A 15,908-nucleotide genomic window follows, 5' to 3' on the forward strand; every position below is an offset into this window, starting at 1 on the left:
CACAATGTCTCAAACCACTGAGCCGGTCGCTAACGAGTTAGTGACGGCTGCGCCAGTGCCGATGCCGCCGATGCGCGAATTCTGGCATTACTTCAAGCGTAACAAAGGGGCCGTTGTCGGCCTGGCTTACATCATTATCATGCTGGTCATTGCGATTGGCGCAAACGTGATCGCTCCTCATCTGCCTGCTGAACAGTTCCGTGACGCGCTGCTGCGCCCGCCGGTCTGGATGGAAGGCGGTAGCTGGAAATTCCTGCTGGGCACCGATGACGTCGGTCGCGATATTCTTTCGCGTCTGATGTACGGCGCGCGTTTATCGCTGCTGGTCGGCTGTCTGGTGGTGGTGCTTTCGCTGATCCTCGGCGTGGTGTTCGGTCTGTTTGCCGGGTACTACGGCGGTGTGGTGGACGCCATCATCATGCGCGTGGTCGATATCATGCTGGCCCTGCCAAGTCTGTTGCTGGCACTGGTGCTGGTGGCGATTTTCGGTCCGTCGATTGTCAATGCCTCGCTGGCGCTGACCTTCGTTGCCCTGCCGCACTATGTCCGCTTAACCCGCGCGGCGGTGCTGGTGGAAGTGAACCGCGACTATGTGACCGCATCGCGCGTGGCCGGTGCCGGGTCTGCCCGTCAGATGTTCGTCAACATTTTACCTAACTGCTTAGCGCCGCTGATTGTTCAGGCATCGCTCGGCTTCTCCAACGCCATCCTCGATATGGCAGCGTTGGGCTTCCTCGGCATGGGCGCACAGCCGCCAACGCCGGAGTGGGGCACCATGCTGTCGGACGTCTTACAGTTTGCTCAAAGTGCCTGGTGGGTCGTGACCTTCCCGGGTGTGATCATCCTGCTGACGGTACTGGCATTTAACCTGATGGGTGATGGCCTGCGTGATGCCCTCGACCCTAAACTTAAGCAGTAAGGGGTTGGAGATGGAAACAACATTAACGAATGACGTTCAGGTCGGCAAAACGTTGCTGACCGTGGATAAGCTCTCCGTTCACTTTGGTGACGAAGGGACACCGTTCCGCGCGGTAGACCGTATCAGTTACAGCGTGAAACAGGGCGAAGTGGTCGGGATTGTCGGCGAGTCCGGCTCCGGTAAATCCGTCAGTTCACTGGCGCTGATGGGGCTGATCGACTTCCCCGGCAAAGTGATGGCAGAAAAACTGGAGTTCGGTGGCCGTAACCTGCAGGGCATCAGCGAAAAAGAGCGCCGCCAGATTGTCGGTGCCGAAGTCGCGATGATTTTCCAGGATCCGATGACCAGCCTGAACCCGTGTTACACCGTCGGTTTCCAGATTATGGAAGCCATCAAGGTGCATCAGGGCGGCAACAAAAAGACCCGTCGTCAGCGCACCATCGATCTGCTGAATCTGGTCGGTATTCCTGACCCGGCTTCGCGTCTCGATGTCTATCCGCATCAGCTTTCCGGCGGGATGAGCCAGCGCGTGATGATCGCCATGGCGATCGCCTGTCGCCCGAAACTGCTGATTGCCGATGAGCCGACGACCGCGCTCGACGTGACCATTCAGGCGCAGATCATCGAGCTGCTGCTTGAGCTGCAACAGAAAGAGAACATGGCACTGATGCTGATCACCCATGACCTGGCGCTGGTGGCGGAAGCCGCGCATCACATCATCGTGATGTACGCCGGTCAGGTGGTGGAATCGGCCAAAGCCACGGAAATCTTCCGTGCGCCGCGCCATCCGTACACGCAGGCGTTGCTGCGATCCTTACCGGAATTCGCCGCTGACAAAGCCCGCTTACAGTCGTTGCCGGGCGTGGTGCCGGGTAAGTATGACCGCCCGAACGGCTGTCTGCTCAATCCGCGTTGTCCGTATGCGACCGACCGTTGCCGTAAAGAAGAACCTGCGCTGCGTGACCTCGCGAACGGGCGTCAGTCGAAGTGCCATTATCCGCTGGATGATGCCGGGAGACCTACTTATGAGTCCTGATAACACCAAAGCGCAGCCGCTGTTGCATGCGATTGACCTGAAAAAACATTACCCGGTGAAGAAGGGCATCTTCGGCCAGGAACGCACGGTGAAGGCGCTCGATGGCGTGTCGTTTACCCTCGAACGCGGCAAAACGCTGGCGGTGGTGGGCGAATCCGGCTGCGGGAAATCCACCCTTGGCCGTCTGCTGACCATGATTGAAGTGCCGACCGGCGGTGAACTGTATTATCGCGGGCAGGATTTGCTGAAACCTGACGCCACCGCTGAAAAGCTGCGTCGTCAGAAGATCCAAATCGTGTTCCAGAATCCTTATGGATCGCTCAACCCGCGTAAGAAAGTCGGCCAGATCCTCGAAGAACCTTTGCTGATCAACACCAAACTGACCCGCGAAGAACGTCGCGAGAAAGCGCTGGCGATGATGGCGAAAGTCGGCCTGAAAACCGAGCATTACGACCGCTATCCGCACATGTTCTCCGGCGGTCAGCGTCAGCGTATTGCTATCGCCCGCGGTCTGATGCTGGATCCGGACGTGGTGATCGCCGATGAACCGGTATCTGCACTCGACGTTTCCGTGCGTGCGCAGGTACTGAACCTGATGATGGATTTGCAGCAGGATCTGGGGCTGTCCTACGTCTTCATCTCGCATGATTTGTCCGTGGTGGAACATATCGCCGACGAAGTGATGGTGATGTATCTCGGTCGCTGCGTGGAGAAGGGGTCGAAAGAAGCCGTCTTCAGCAATCCGCGCCATCCTTACACGCAGGCATTGCTGTCCGCGACGCCGCGTCTGAACCCGGACGAGCGTCGTGAACGCATCAAACTGACCGGCGAGCTGCCAAGCCCGCTGAATCCGCCAGCCGGTTGCGCGTTCAACGCCCGCTGCCGCCGCGCGTTCGGCACCTGCAAACAGTTCCAGCCGCAGCTGAAACAGTACGGCGACCAGCTTGTCGCCTGTTTCGCCGTCGATCAGGATGAAACCGGCACCACGCAGACGGTCGCCGTAAATCAGTAATCCCGGCCGATATAACGAAGCCCGCGAAAGCGGGCTTTTTTGTGTCTGTATTAAACGCCTTTACTCAGTGGATGCGTGGGCAGATACTTTTGAGCCAATAACCGACGAAAAGCAGAACTTAGAATATTCCAACAAGGGGAGTACGTCAGATGGTGAAAGGGATTGTTGTTATATTCTTTCTGGCAGTAATAGGTAATGCTTATGCCAGCGGGAAAACTGAAAATATATTGGTATTTAAAGGGAGTAAATTTTTAATAAATATTAAGAACAATTGCCCTGAGGGGTATGTAGATTGTCAGGACGTAGATTATTATTCGATAAATTTGAAAACAAAATCTGAATTGAGGTTAAAAGGAGAAACCTGGAATAAAAAAGGTAGTGATGATAACATTGGTTTTATTTTTAAAAACAAAGACTATATTTATACTATAAGTGATAGTGATACACCTATTACTTCATCGACTCCCGATAAATGCTATGGTCTGCTCCAGCTTAATGTTTATCATAACAATACATTGATTGCACATGATGATGAAGTATGCGAAAAATGAAGCGCCACAGAATAATTTATTGTGGCGCAGCGCACCTTGCGTTAATACACCCTTTCATCCCAAATGCTATACCCCGTCGTACCCGCAGTATGATGAGTTGCGATGATAGACTGGTAATTAAATGAGATCACTTCAAAAGATTGCGTGTCATGACCCGGAATATTCTCCGGGTCATAAGATGAAATATGGCATAGGGTCGCTTGGGTTAATCTGACAGTATAATATTTTTCTTGTTTCCCGGTATTGGAGGTTCTGTATTTATCCAGAATCACTTCCATTTCTTCATTAGTAGAAACACCAATCATCAGTAATGGTGATGATTTATCTATTGGTTTCTTAATAATCAATGGGTGATGATTAACGTTTTGCTCCCGACTAATATCATGATCAGCGGAGTAGACAAGTATCTGATCCTCATGACCTGCCTGATATCGGTTGCCAATAGAATCATAGGTTGAACAACCCGCTGAAATGAGCCCCTGATTCTTTCCTTTTATCGTTAAGTATAAGTTGTTAGCCATATTAAACGTCCCATGTTTTCCTTTGATGTTCTATTCAAAACCTTTCTGTTGATCTTCGCAACAAAACATACGGCTCCGGACCTTCCCTGAAAATACCCCTTTCGTTTACTTTAACCGATAATAATACCCGCCATGGTGCCGCGTAATGCCTTAATTAACAGGGTGTTTTCTATTATTATCTGTGCCACGTAACCTGAGATTTTCTTTTGTGGTTTTTTCATAATGTTTAGAATTTTACAATTCAGATCAATATATTGTTATAAATTCGTATTAGTGTAAGGGTCAGACATGATGACATGAGTGAATCATTACCGAAGATTAATTTATTTTTTATATGGATAGCTCTTATGCATTCTCATTATGAATTGTTCATTGAGCTGCATGCTTTCATGAAAAAGGAATTTACATGTCGCAGATCAGATTACCCGCTGTTATTTACGCTACGCAACCAGGTCATAAGACTCGGGATGATTTAAATTGTGGTGATATGACCGAGCACGAACTTAAGACCGTTTACGGTCTTGATGATGTATCAGCTAAAGTGAATCCCTATAATTTTACCCGGAAGAGCGAAATATCGCTTACTCCTTTCATGGATTACAGCGCGTTTAATTTCCCGACTTCCTCTGTTACTGACCCCTTCGACCATGATCCAGCTTTGTTCCGTCGTTTACACGATGAAATGATGAATACCCTTAACCGGCAGCAATGTTCCGATATTCTGTTTGATGAAATGAGGGCGTTGTCTAAGCCCTTTGCTTTATATGGTGCTTATAGCGAACTTATTGTGAAAATGATAAATCATTTACAAGGTAACAGTGGCACCGTTTTCAGGGATTATCTTTTGAATAAGGCTCTGAAGGATCAGATTGACCATGATTTTTCTGCGAGTAGCAGTCTGAATACCATAAAAGCGACTCTACTCAAGAGAATACACTGGGAACGTAATATTTATCCTCAGGATGATGAGCATTTTTTTGGCAGAGATTTAAACTTGAGCGTCCTTCCAAAATTTAGAAGATTCAAAGATAATTTCAATGGCATGGGAATAACTGTTCACGATACTTATGCCACTCAAATAACACTAAAAGAACTCACTATTACGGATGGTAAATATAAGGCTCTTGTAAATTATAAGGTGCAGGATCATTTTGGATTAGATAAGACAGATATTTCAAATATTAAATTCAGAAACTTGCGTTTTTTCAGAATATGGTTTGTTCTACAACGTTGGGAAAAATTTGTATTTAAACCATTTATAACTGAGATGAATTCAGATATTTATTTTTATGGAGGTATTAGATGAAACAAAAATACGCCTTCATTATTATATTAATGACGATTTTATTCATTTACTTCTTTTTTATGAGAAAAGCGAGAGTTATCTATGTTCATGAAGATGAATATAATACCGTTATCGTTGTTAGAAATTTCCCGATTACCCAATGGGGCAAAATATTCTGGTGGGAAAATAACAAGGACTTTATTAAAGAAAAATATGGAGTCCCAAAAAATTATAATAAGGGTGATTATTCCATAGCTATATTGGATGAAAGTGATGGGTTTAAAAAGGACACTGAAGCTAATTTCTATTGGTTTAGTTTTGAACATACCGATCTCTATTGTTTTGATGAAATTAAGTCAGAAAAAAGATGTGTGGAAAAAAATATTTTAATGAATATTCAAAATGGAATGGATAAGAAAATATTCTATTATATAGACGGGAAGTTAATAGTAAAATGATAAGGTTATGTTCGATGAAAGATATGTTAATTAACAAGGTGTTTTGGCACTCCTGCCCATCATACTTTAATTCTTTGTTTGAGTGATTTCTTCAATGGAAATAGATACATCTGCCATTTGCAATTCAATGAAAAAGAAGATAATTATCGTCTCTGTTCTGTGTGTTGTAATATCAGCATGCTTTCTTCTCTTTAGAAAAACAGAGGTTATTTTCTTACAACATGTGGAAGGGGTAACCGATATTGTCGTTAAAAAATTCCCAATAACAAAAATTGGAAAAATATCGTGGTGGAAAGATAATAAGTTTGTTCTTAAAGATAAATACGGCATGCCTAAGCGTGATAAAAATGGTGTGTACTTTATTGCGATTTGGGATGGAAGTGAGGGATTTAAAAAAATAGCTGAGTCTGATAATCCATACTGGTATTCTTCCTCCGGAAATGATCTCTTCTGTTTCGATGAGATAAAGTCAGAAAATAGATGCGTGGAGCATATTATCCTGATGAAAATCATTAGTATAAAAGAAGGGGAAGTGGATTACATTATAGACGGAGATTATATTAAGTAGTGAAAGGGATAAGCACCTTTTCGTAACATGGCCATTTAGTGCTTACTCTAACTAACTAACTAACTAACTAACTAACTAACTAACTAACTAACTAACTAACTAACTAACTAACTAACTAACTAACTAACTAACTAACTAACTAACTAACTAACTAACTAACTAAAATGGATCTTCAGAAAAGCAGACACATGAAAAAAATCATACTCACCATCACCATTTTGGGTGTTCTAATAGTTACTTACTTAAATTTTTTTAGAAAAACTGAGGTTATTTTAGTACATAATGAAAAAGAAATGACTGTAATAGTGGTAAAAAATTTTCCGTTTACGCAAACAGATAGGCTCAGATGGTGGAAAGAAAATGAGAAAGTTATAAAAGAAAAATATCATATCCCAAATCGTGCTGATGGTGGCGTTTACTATATCGCTATTCTGGATGTAAATCATGGACTGAAAAAAGTATCAGAGGCAGATTATACATCGTGGTATTCACTGTCTAAAGATGATCTTTTCTGTTTCGTTGAAATAAAATCAGAAAGAAGATGCATTGAAAAAAATGTGCTTATGGAGATAACGGCCGGAATAGATGGAAGTATAGGGTATATTTTTGAAGATGGATTTGTTGATTAGCAATGCACTATTATTTTCTTTTTTTATGCGCTGAGATTTTTATTAGCATCCGCCTGAAAAAAAAGCAAAAAAAAATGCCCGACAGTGCATATCGGGCAAACGGACTTAATGGAACTTATTATTGTGACTACGTTCGCGATCAAGGTGTGAAGGTGATCGGTTTTTGAGGTTACTGCTACCATCATCCGTGGTTCGGTGACGTGCTGTTGATCAGCGGTCGGCAGGCGTTGCCATTGGCATGTCGTTATGCTGACCAAAGCGGTAGACCACACCGGCAGAGACGGAACTGACATCGCTGCTGATGCCGATCTGATTCGAGTTGCCTACGTTGCTGACCCACTGGTATTCCAGACGGCCTGCCCAGTTTTTGGTGAAGGCATATTCCGTACCGACTGCCGCCAGAGGGCGAACACCGGTTTCGAAATTGTCATGACCATTGTTTTTGGTTTCAGCGCGGTACGCCATGGCACCGGCGCGGCCATAAATATCCCAGTCATCAGTCAGACCGTAGCTGGCTTTCAGGGACATTTGCAGGCCCTGGCTTTCCAGTTTGGAGCCGGAAGCGCCGTGGTTACCGTGAATATCCATGTTGCCCATATAATCGTAGCCGCCTTCAACCGCCAGCCATGGGGTGATCTGATACCCGCCGAATACGCCGCCGCTGACATTGTCTTTGTCGTAATCAAAGTCGGTGGCTTTGCTGAGGTTATCGTTGAAGTTGCCTTTACCGCTGGCATCAAAATAGTGTGACCAGCCCAGTTTTGCCCCGCCGTACCAGGTATTGGTATCCGCAGCGGCATAGACGCTGGAGACAGCGCAGACGTTTAATAAAAGTATCGCGACAAGTGTCTTTTTCATATATTCCCCGGATTCTGTTTCTGTCCGCCGTGGAACAGAATGTCTTGAAGTGTGAAGTTGTCGGGGAAAATACTAATTAAAAATCCGGATGGGATAAAACGGTAATCTGTTTAAAATTAAATTTTGGAAGTATCGGGAATAATTATTATTCCCGGCTGGCTAAAATTCTTCAGGTAATTTAGTCAGTTCCAGTAAATATCCTCCCCGACTGGTCTCGATATAGTCACCGGCTTTAAGGGCGTGAATGACATTTAATACACTGCTGCGCGATAAATGCGTGCGCTCCTGTATATATTCGAGAATAGAAATGCGTAAGCGGGTGTCGGCAGATAACAGGATCATCTCCTGCAAATGGTTTCTGATGACGGAATAAGTACGTTGCTGGACGACCAGCGCGTCGCGGTAGAAAAGATAACTGCTGAAGTACGACAGGGTAGCGGCGACATCCTGCCAGAGGGTGTTTTCGCTGAAAATCGCCATGGCCTGAGCGGCATCCACACGACGCAGAGCAGCCTGCGTATCCACGCGTAATGTCTGGCTGTGAACTTTCTGCATCGCCTCGGCAATCCCGAAGACCAGCGGTTCATAAGCCGTTGCCATCACCAGCCCGTCAGAGGCGCGCAGCACCGACACTTCGCCTTCCAGAAACAGATAAAACTGCGGATTACCCTGATAAGCCCACGCCAGTCTTTTACGCGGAACGACAGTGATGGGAGTACTGACCGGCATAAGCGCGGATATCAGCCGACTGACAGAGTCTTCAGGACGTTGCGGGGGCGTTATTTTCACGGTTCCTCACTCGATACGTGGTTCGTTTCATCTATTATAGCCAGGTATATTAACTATTCTTTTTACTTTAATAGATAATAATACCTTTTTCCACCGTGGATCTAAGAATGAACAGTCTCCTCTTTTTACTGCTCAGCAGTACCCAATCACCCTGACGTGATTTTTTGTCGGCATCCTTTGATAAGGAAATTCGATTTTGACAATGTAGATCAATAATTAATTTAATAGTCGTATTAATGTGGTGAGCAATCATCGCATGCGTTGATTTACCTCTGTAATTAACAATGTTTTTATATGGTCAGGGTTTTTATATATGCGATATGAATAACTATACCATTGCGTTCTTTTAGAGGAGATGACTATGTCTCAGATATCATTACCGTCCCTTATTTATTCGACTCCGCCCGGCAAGAAACCCCTGGATGATTTAAATTATGGTGACCTGACAGAACAAGAACTCAAATCCATTTATGGTCTTGATGATGTATCATCGAAAGTGAACCCTTATAACTTTACTAAGAAAAGTGAAATATCGTTTACACCGTTCACGGATTACAGCGCGTTTAATCTTCCGTCTACCTCTATCATTAACCCGTTTGATCATGATCCTGCTTTGTTTGGTCGCATGCATGAAGAAATGCTGAATACACTTAACCGGCAGCAATGCTCCGATATTCTGTTTGATGAGATGAGAAGCTTGTCACGTCCTTTTGCGTTCTATGGAATTTATAGTGAGCTTATTGTGAAAATGATAAATCATATGCAAATGAACAGTGGCATGCCATTTAGAAATTGGCTTTTAAATAGGGCGCTTAAAGATCAAATTAGCTATAGCATGTCAGGATCCAGCAGTTTAGATGCTATACGTTTAGCACTAAGAAAGTGGATTGATTGGGAGAGTGAATCATATCCTCAGATAATGAAATATGAATTAAATAAATCAATTGAAAGAAGTAAACTTCCAAAGTTTAACAGATTAAAAGATAATTTTAATGGAATGGGAATAACAGTTCACGACACTTTCGCTACGCAAATAACCTTGAAATCCCTCTCCATTTCAGACAATGCTTTTAAAGCGGTTATCAATTATAAAGTTCAGGATCATTTTGGGTTAGATAAGATTGATATATCGAAACCAACATTCAAAGCTTTACGTTTTTTTAGAATTTGGTTTGTCTTGCAACGGTGGGAAAAATTTGGGTTTAGACCATTCGTGACAGAAATGGAAACAGATGTGGATATTTCAGGGAGTAGGGAATGAGCAAACATAAATTGGGTTTAATAATTTTTTTAACAGTGCTAATCGTTTTTTTGGGTGTTATAAGAAAACCTGAGATTATGCTTGTTCAGCAAGATGATAACTATACGGATATAGTCGTAAAAAACTTCCCGCTTACACAGTTTAGAAAAATGATGTGGTGGAAAAATAACAGGGCTATCATAAAGGAAAACTACAACTCACCACGCCCTGATAAATACGGGAATTATCATATAGTCATTTGGGATGGAAATGATGGATTTAAGAAGATGCCTGTCGGTTCGACCTTCCTCAGTTCGGATACTCATGATCTCTATTGTTTTTCGGTGCCAGACTCCGGGGAAAGCTGCATTGAGAAAAATATAGTGATGGAAATACAAAACTGGAGAAATGGTAAAACAATGATCCGTATCGGTAATGATGAAATAATACAGTCACCACAGAACGAATGAAGTATTCCATTCTGTGGTGATCAATATTGCTCCCTTACCCTTTATGACTTGCCCACCAGCTCAGCAGTTGCAGGGTGGAAGAGTAGTAATCGTCTTTCGGGGCCAGATTCGGGCTGATGGCCGCGGCATTCGCCATGGTGAAATCACGAACGGCTAATAAGCCCGGCGACATGTTGTAGCCCGCTCTGGTGCCGGTCATCACGTCAATCCAGGCTGGCGTCGCGTTACGCGGTGATTTCTGCCACCACAAGATGAACGGTGCCATCTGCGGGCTGCCCGGATGCGCCCAGCCGAGATACAGCGGGATACGCACGGCATCGTAACTGAACCGCGTCGGCCAGCGGCTGGCCGGTTTCAGGGTGCCATCGGCCTGCATATCGACCCAGTCGGTCGGCAGACGGAATTCACCAAACGCCATTTTACTGAGCATCGCGGTGCCGCTTTCATCCAGATCTTTCCATACTTTCAGATGGCTGTGGGCATAAAACGCCTGCCACGCCGGGAAGATGAAATAAGATGGATTGACGGTCACGTTGCTGGTCTGGTTGAAACCTTTCACGCCCGGCAGCATCACTTTGTAACCGGCATAATCAATCACATTGTATTTGATCAGCGCCGCCTGCAATTTCTCCGAGGCTTTGGTGTAACGGCTGTCGTTCCACTTATCGCCCGCCAGCAGGAGCGCCCAGGCCATCAGCGTATCGCCATCAGAGGCATTGTTAGTATCCGCTACATGCGGGGTGCTGTTCGGGTCATAACGCCATGAATACAGCCCGATATCTTTGCGGTAGAGCGTGGTGTTCGCCCACTGCCAGAGTTTATCGAACGTCGCCTGATCGTCATTGAAGACCGCCAGCAACATGCTGAATCCCTGGCCTTCGGTGTGACTGACGTTTTTATTGGCGGTATCGATGATTCGCCCGTCAGGCATCAGAAAGCGACTTTTATACGCAGACCAGCCAGAATCCTGAGCCATTACAGCGGAACTGAAAAACGCAAAGATAAGGCTGAACCACAGCACCCGTCTGTAGCGTCGAAATGCCAACATAGAAATTCCTTACAAACCATTTTGATAACGGAAAACGAATGCGCCTTCCGGCGTGCTTTCCTGCCAGCGCAGCGGAACATACGGCTGCCCGCCCTGCGATAACAGCCATCCGGCATACAGGCCTTCAAACAACGCGATCAGCGCGATACGCCACAGCTCGTCGTCCTGTCCCTGCGGAGAAACCGGCCAGGCGATGTGTACCAGCGCCAGTTGTTGCTGGGTGGCTTCCAGTTTCACCACACCCCAGTCAAAACGACTGAGGATGTGATTGATATTGTCTTCCAGTTCGCCGAGCGTCGCAGAGACGGGCAACGGATGCTGGCTTGCCAGATTGTTGCCCATCAGCGTGAGAAAACGGCGACCGTCTTCATCGTCAGCGGAGGCCAGAATACCTGAAAATAGCACCTGCACCAGGCTTTGCCAGCCCGGTGTGGTGTGACGCTGGCGGTAATATTCCTGCGCGACCTGCGTGTAATTGTTTTCTTGCATGGTTTTAGTCCACCGGAATTAATTTTGACCCATCAGGTAACGGAAGTAGACCTGCGCTTTGCTTTCGTTGTAATCACCGAAAGTATCGTAGCCAACCTGTCCGCCAATCTGCATGCTCTTGTTCAGGTGATAATTGCCACCCACGCCCGCATTCCAGCCGATACCATTCTCTGTTTTACCGCTGTAATAGGCATCAGTGCCGTAGCCTGCTGCCACCAGATCTTCCAGCTGTTTCTGCAGGTCCGGGTTGTTCGGGAAGTAGGCGCTCTTATCCTGTGAATAAGACTGATAACCCACAGAACCGGACAGTTTCAGATCCCAGTCGTCATATTTCTGGGTGTATTCCACCGGGAAGGAGACGCTGACATAGTTTTGCGGGCTGAAGTAGCCGCCCTGACCAAAGCTGTAATAGCTGAGGTTTTTGTCGAAGTCCATGTAACCGACGTTGATACCGGTTTTAAGCTCGCGGTCGTCATAACGGTACGGACGGACGTACAGACCGGCATTGGCGTTCACCGATTTGTTGCTCTTCACGTTGTTACCGAGATAGCTGTAATACCCCGCTTCGGCGTAGAAACCGGCGTCGCCGTCATCGTACGACAGATTGACGCTGCCGCCGTTTTTGGTGACCTGGCCCCATTCTTTGCCGCTGTAATTATCTTTGGTGCCGACGTAGGACAGAATACTGTCGGTGACCGCACGACGTTCCGCCGTGACCCGCAGGGTGGTGAAGTCGGTCAGTTTAGGTGCCCATTGCACGCCACCGACCAGCGAGTTCAGATCCTGCCCGAGCGGCGTGCTGCCGATGTCGGCTTTATAGCTGTCACCGGTCAGCGCGGCGTTGACTTCCACGCCGGTCGCGCTTTGATTACCTGCCGCAGGCGCGGAGTACGTCGTGGGATCCGTGCCGGTAATGGTGTTGTACGCTACGCACTGATCGGACGTTGCATTGGCGGAAGTGCAATTGGCGCTGGAGTTAGCCGCTGCGGCCGCCTGCAATTTGGCAAAGGTGCTGTAGTTGGCGATATCCAGACCGGCGGCTGCTGCGGCTGCGGCCACATCTTTTTGCGCTGACTGCGCTGCTGCCAAAGCACCCTGACCAAAGCGGGTATTGCCGGTGCCCGACGGGCTGCCTGCGCTGAGGGAAACCGGCGTGACGCCGATGCTCAGGCGTGAGGTATCAAACGGCACGAAGGCAAAGGTCATCGGCGCTTTGGCTTCGGTCAGCTGGCTGAGACCGCTTTCGCCGTCACGGCCACGAATCGACATATCGCCCTGCGCCCAGGTCGCGGTTTTGCCCTGCAAATCGTCGAGCATGTCGTCGATCTGTTTCTCGGTGGCATTACGCTGCGTCACTGCTGCCGGTGTGGCGGTGGCGGCCGGAATGTTCCCCGGCGTGGTCACCTGATCGGACACCTGCCACGGCAGCACGGTGCCGTAAGAAGATTGCGTCGCCGGACGTGAAGCCGACGTTCGCGTGGTGCGGTTGATGAACGGGTTGTCGCTGATCTGCAAGCCGGCGACCTGCGCCGTGCTGTCCGCGCCTTCCAGCCCGATCATCTTACCTTTCGCCGAACGCAGTAACGCCAGTGCCTGCTGGTGATCGCCCTGTGCTTCGGCGACGCGCGCTTCGAGCAACAGACGGTCAGGCGTACGCGGTCCGCGCAGTCCTTCCATCAGCGTTTTCGCCCGATCGTTATCCCCTTCACCCAACGCCACGTTAATCGCCCCAATGCGCGCATCCTGCGTCGGGGTATCGTTGCTCATCAGGTAGTTATAGACCTGACCGGCTTGTTTATTGAGTTTGCCGGACTGATACAGACGGGCCATCGCCAGCATCAGATCGCGGTTTTGCGGATCGGCCTGTAAGGCGACGACCAGCTTGTCGTAGGCTGCCGCATACTGACCTTGCTCGCGCAGCTGATCAGCCTGATTGATCACAAAACCGTTACGCAGGCTGGCCAGCGCCGTCGGTGACGTGCCGGACTGAATCTGCGGATTTTGCAGGAAGGCCTGCGCTTCGTTGGTCAGGCCGGCCTGATTCAGCACGGAAACCTGATCGGCGTAATCTCCGGCATTGCCGTTGACGCCCTGACGCATATTCTGGCGGACCAGTTGCACCGCCAGCGGAAGCTGACCGGCTGCAGCCAGATTTTTCGCCAGCGCACCGACATCTGCCGGTGCGGTTGGCGGATTCTGTGCCAGTGCGCGCAAGGTGTTAGACGCGGCGGCGGTATTGCCCTGTTGCAGATAGCTTTCCGCATCGGCCATTTGCGCATTGAAGTTGGCGCGCTGCGCCAGTTCACGCATGCCCTGATTCTGACTGCTGCGCGGAATGCGTGAGAGCAGGGCGTTGGCGGTTGACCAGTTTTTGGTTTCCGACGCGAACAGGGCGGCGGCGTACAGATCGGCGGAAGACGCGCCCGGACGCGAAGACGGTGCCATGATCGACTGCGCCTGTGCGGTCTGTCCCTGCGATTGCAGGATGCGCGCCATATCCAGTTTTACCCAGACGTTCGACGGCTGACGTTCCTGCGCCTGCTGAAGAATATTCAGGGCGCGCTGCGGATCGTTGTTCGCCACGGCCTGTGCGGCCTGACGGCGCATTGGCTCGATGACATCCGCCACGGTCGGCGGATTCATTTTGGCCTGCAAACCGGCTGGCAGGGTTTTCAGTACCTGATTCGCTTCGGCGGTTTTATTCTGCTGACGCAGCACGTAATACAGCCCGGCGCGGGCATCGGCGTTGTCACCCAGCGCGCTGTATTGCTGTTCCGCACCGGCCAGATCGCCTTTGCGGCGCAGGATATCGGCACGCAGCAGGCTGGCGGACTGGCCTTTTTCGCCACCGACCTGGGTCAGCGGGGTGACCGCCGCCAGTGCGGCGTCGTAACTGCCGGAACCGGCGGCGTCTTTGGCTTTCGCCAGTTGGGCGTAGAACGCGGAATCCTGTGCCTGATTGCTCAGCTGGGCGCTGTTCGGGCCGCCCTGTGCAGCGGCTTTGCTCAGATACTGTGACGCCTGCTCAAAGTTGCCACTGCGTTGGGCGATATAACCCAGACCGGCCAGTGCATCGGCGTCGTTCGGGTTATCGGCCAGCACGCTTTCAAACTTCGCTTTCGCGCTGTTAACGTCGCCGCTGTTCAGGGCGGTGAAACCCTGACCTTTCGCCGCGCCGCCAATGTTTTTCTGGAAATAGGCCATCACGGCGGTGTCATTCGGATGACGCGCCTGATAACCCTGATACAAATCACGGTCATCTTCCTGCGGAGCCATCCACAACAACGCCTGACGCAAGGAGCGGTCGGCTTCTGTGCTGGAACCGGCCAGGGTGCTCAGCAGTTTGATACCGTCGCGGCGGGTGGATTCCTGATAGGTCAGCACTTTACCCAGACCGAGTCGCGCCTGCGTGTCGTCCGGACGTGAGGCGACGCGTTGTTGTAAACCGGCAATCGCCTGCGGCTGGAGCGATTTGTCGCCCGCCATGGTCAGGTAATATTCGGTCGCCAGACTGTCGATCGGCTGGTTGCCGTTAAACAGGGTGCGGTACGCCGCCAGCGCGCCGCTGACGTTGCCTTGTGCGGCCATCTGGCGGGCAGAGGCCAGTTGCGCCGGGGGAATAGACTGCATGGCTTTCGCGCTGTTGAGCGACGCCAGACGCGGGTCATCCGGCGAGACCGCCGACAGTTTTTCGCGCCACTGGTTAGCGGCGGTTTTATCACCGCCCTGCATGGCATACAGCGACATCAGGTACAGCGCCTGCGTGTTGTTTGGCTCAACCAGCAACACTTTCTGCAACGCATCTTTTGCCAGATCGTCATGGGCGCGTTCATGCCAGTAAGCGGCCTGATCAAACAGGGCTTTCATGGCCGGGTTGGTGGTGTCCGCCGCCAGGGTGGCGTGACTGAAACTTGCTACTCCGGCGATCCCTACCAGATAAATAGCCCTGATCACCGCCAGGGACAGTTTATGTTTATTCATTTTCCAGCTCCGGTAATCGCCAGAGAGTCGCCGCCCGAAACCGGGAGGAACGTC

16 protein-coding genes are annotated in these 15,908 nt (G+C 49.2%); 10 read left to right on the forward strand and 6 right to left on the reverse strand.

Features of this window, described 5'->3' with window-relative positions:
• Positions 1 to 4 precede the first annotated feature (4 nt).
• The 4 genes from dppC to J9880_RS08290 all read left to right on the forward strand — a co-directional run bounded on the left by dppC (position 5) and on the right by J9880_RS08290 (position 3,518).
• Positions 5 to 919, forward strand: coding sequence for a dipeptide ABC transporter permease DppC (gene dppC / locus J9880_RS08275; RefSeq protein WP_095923949.1), 915 nt, complete (start codon positions 5 to 7; stop codon positions 917 to 919).
• 10 nt (positions 920 to 929) lie between these two features.
• Positions 930 to 1,955 carry a dipeptide ABC transporter ATP-binding protein gene (dppD, locus tag J9880_RS08280; protein ID WP_095923948.1) on the forward strand — a complete coding sequence of 342 codons (1,026 nt, stop codon included), beginning with the start codon at positions 930 to 932 and terminating at the stop codon, positions 1,953 to 1,955.
• A complete protein-coding gene (gene dppF, locus J9880_RS08285; RefSeq protein WP_095923947.1) occupies positions 1,945 to 2,967 on the forward strand; it encodes a dipeptide ABC transporter ATP-binding subunit DppF in 1,023 nt (340 codons plus the stop codon). Before dppD ends, dppF begins: the two co-directional genes overlap by 11 nt.
• Positions 2,968 to 3,116: 149 nt before the next feature.
• The gene (locus tag J9880_RS08290) at positions 3,117 to 3,518 is read left to right on the forward strand and encodes a hypothetical protein (RefSeq protein ID WP_133823053.1); all 402 of its coding nucleotides are present in this window, start codon (positions 3,117 to 3,119) and stop codon (positions 3,516 to 3,518) included.
• A 41-nt stretch (positions 3,519 to 3,559) separates the two neighbouring features.
• Here the strand turns inward: J9880_RS08290 and J9880_RS08295 are convergent, their stop codons facing one another.
• Positions 3,560 to 4,039, reverse strand: coding sequence for an Hcp family type VI secretion system effector (locus J9880_RS08295; RefSeq protein ID WP_119825488.1), 480 nt, complete (start codon positions 4,037 to 4,039; stop codon positions 3,560 to 3,562).
• A 406-nt stretch (positions 4,040 to 4,445) separates the two neighbouring features.
• On the opposite strand from J9880_RS08295, the gene J9880_RS08300 reads away from it, so the two are divergent.
• The 4 genes from J9880_RS08300 (at position 4,446) to J9880_RS08315 (ending at position 6,979) form a co-directional block, all read left to right on the forward strand.
• Positions 4,446 to 5,345 (forward strand): DUF3289 family protein, encoded by a 900-nt coding sequence (locus J9880_RS08300; protein ID WP_232770305.1) that lies wholly within the window; start codon positions 4,446 to 4,448, stop codon positions 5,343 to 5,345.
• A complete protein-coding gene (locus J9880_RS08305) occupies positions 5,342 to 5,782 on the forward strand; it encodes a DUF943 family protein (RefSeq protein ID WP_133823055.1) in 441 nt (146 codons plus the stop codon). Before J9880_RS08300 ends, J9880_RS08305 begins: the two co-directional genes overlap by 4 nt.
• A gap of 94 nt (positions 5,783 to 5,876) precedes the next feature.
• Positions 5,877 to 6,350: a DUF943 family protein gene (locus tag J9880_RS08310; RefSeq protein ID WP_232770306.1), complete on the forward strand. Its 474-nt coding sequence runs from the start codon at positions 5,877 to 5,879 to the stop codon at positions 6,348 to 6,350.
• Between the two features lie 188 nt (positions 6,351 to 6,538).
• A complete protein-coding gene (locus J9880_RS08315) occupies positions 6,539 to 6,979 on the forward strand; it encodes a DUF943 family protein (RefSeq protein WP_232770307.1) in 441 nt (146 codons plus the stop codon).
• Between the two features lie 210 nt (positions 6,980 to 7,189).
• Here the strand turns inward: J9880_RS08315 and J9880_RS08320 are convergent, their stop codons facing one another.
• Both J9880_RS08320 and J9880_RS08325 read right to left on the reverse strand, forming a co-directional pair.
• On the reverse strand, positions 7,190 to 7,837 hold the full coding sequence (locus J9880_RS08320) for an outer membrane beta-barrel protein (RefSeq protein ID WP_095923946.1): 648 nt from the start codon (positions 7,835 to 7,837) through the stop codon (positions 7,190 to 7,192).
• Positions 7,838 to 7,996: 159 nt separating this feature from the next.
• Positions 7,997 to 8,626: a helix-turn-helix domain-containing protein gene (locus tag J9880_RS08325; protein ID WP_119825476.1), complete on the reverse strand. Its 630-nt coding sequence runs from the start codon at positions 8,624 to 8,626 to the stop codon at positions 7,997 to 7,999.
• A 361-nt stretch (positions 8,627 to 8,987) separates the two neighbouring features.
• Here J9880_RS08325 and J9880_RS08330 point away from each other — a divergent pair, with 361 nt between their 5' ends.
• A complete protein-coding gene (locus J9880_RS08330) occupies positions 8,988 to 9,887 on the forward strand; it encodes a DUF3289 family protein (protein WP_119825474.1) in 900 nt (299 codons plus the stop codon).
• Complete coding sequence (locus J9880_RS08335) at positions 9,884 to 10,336, forward strand: DUF943 family protein (protein ID WP_119825472.1); 453 nt, start codon at positions 9,884 to 9,886, stop codon at positions 10,334 to 10,336. The genes J9880_RS08330 and J9880_RS08335 overlap by 4 nt, the downstream gene beginning before the upstream one ends.
• Positions 10,337 to 10,370: 34 nt before the next feature.
• Here J9880_RS08335 and J9880_RS08340 read toward each other — a convergent pair whose 3' ends face one another.
• The 3 genes from J9880_RS08340 to J9880_RS08350 are packed head-to-tail and all read right to left on the reverse strand — an operon-like array spanning position 10,371 to position 15,854.
• Positions 10,371 to 11,384: a glycosyl hydrolase family 8 gene (locus J9880_RS08340; protein WP_232770308.1), complete on the reverse strand. Its 1,014-nt coding sequence runs from the start codon at positions 11,382 to 11,384 to the stop codon at positions 10,371 to 10,373.
• Between the two features lie 9 nt (positions 11,385 to 11,393).
• Entirely contained in the window at positions 11,394 to 11,873 is a 480-nt protein-coding gene (bcsD, locus tag J9880_RS08345) for a cellulose biosynthesis protein BcsD (protein ID WP_119825470.1), read from the reverse strand.
• 18 nt (positions 11,874 to 11,891) lie between these two features.
• Entirely contained in the window at positions 11,892 to 15,854 is a 3,963-nt protein-coding gene (locus J9880_RS08350; protein ID WP_232770309.1) for a cellulose biosynthesis protein BcsC, read from the reverse strand.
• Between the last annotated feature and the right edge of the window lie 54 nt (positions 15,855 to 15,908).

The sequence above is a fragment of the Rahnella victoriana genome (assembly GCF_021276285.1).
GTDB lineage: Bacteria > Pseudomonadota > Gammaproteobacteria > Enterobacterales > Enterobacteriaceae > Rahnella > Rahnella victoriana.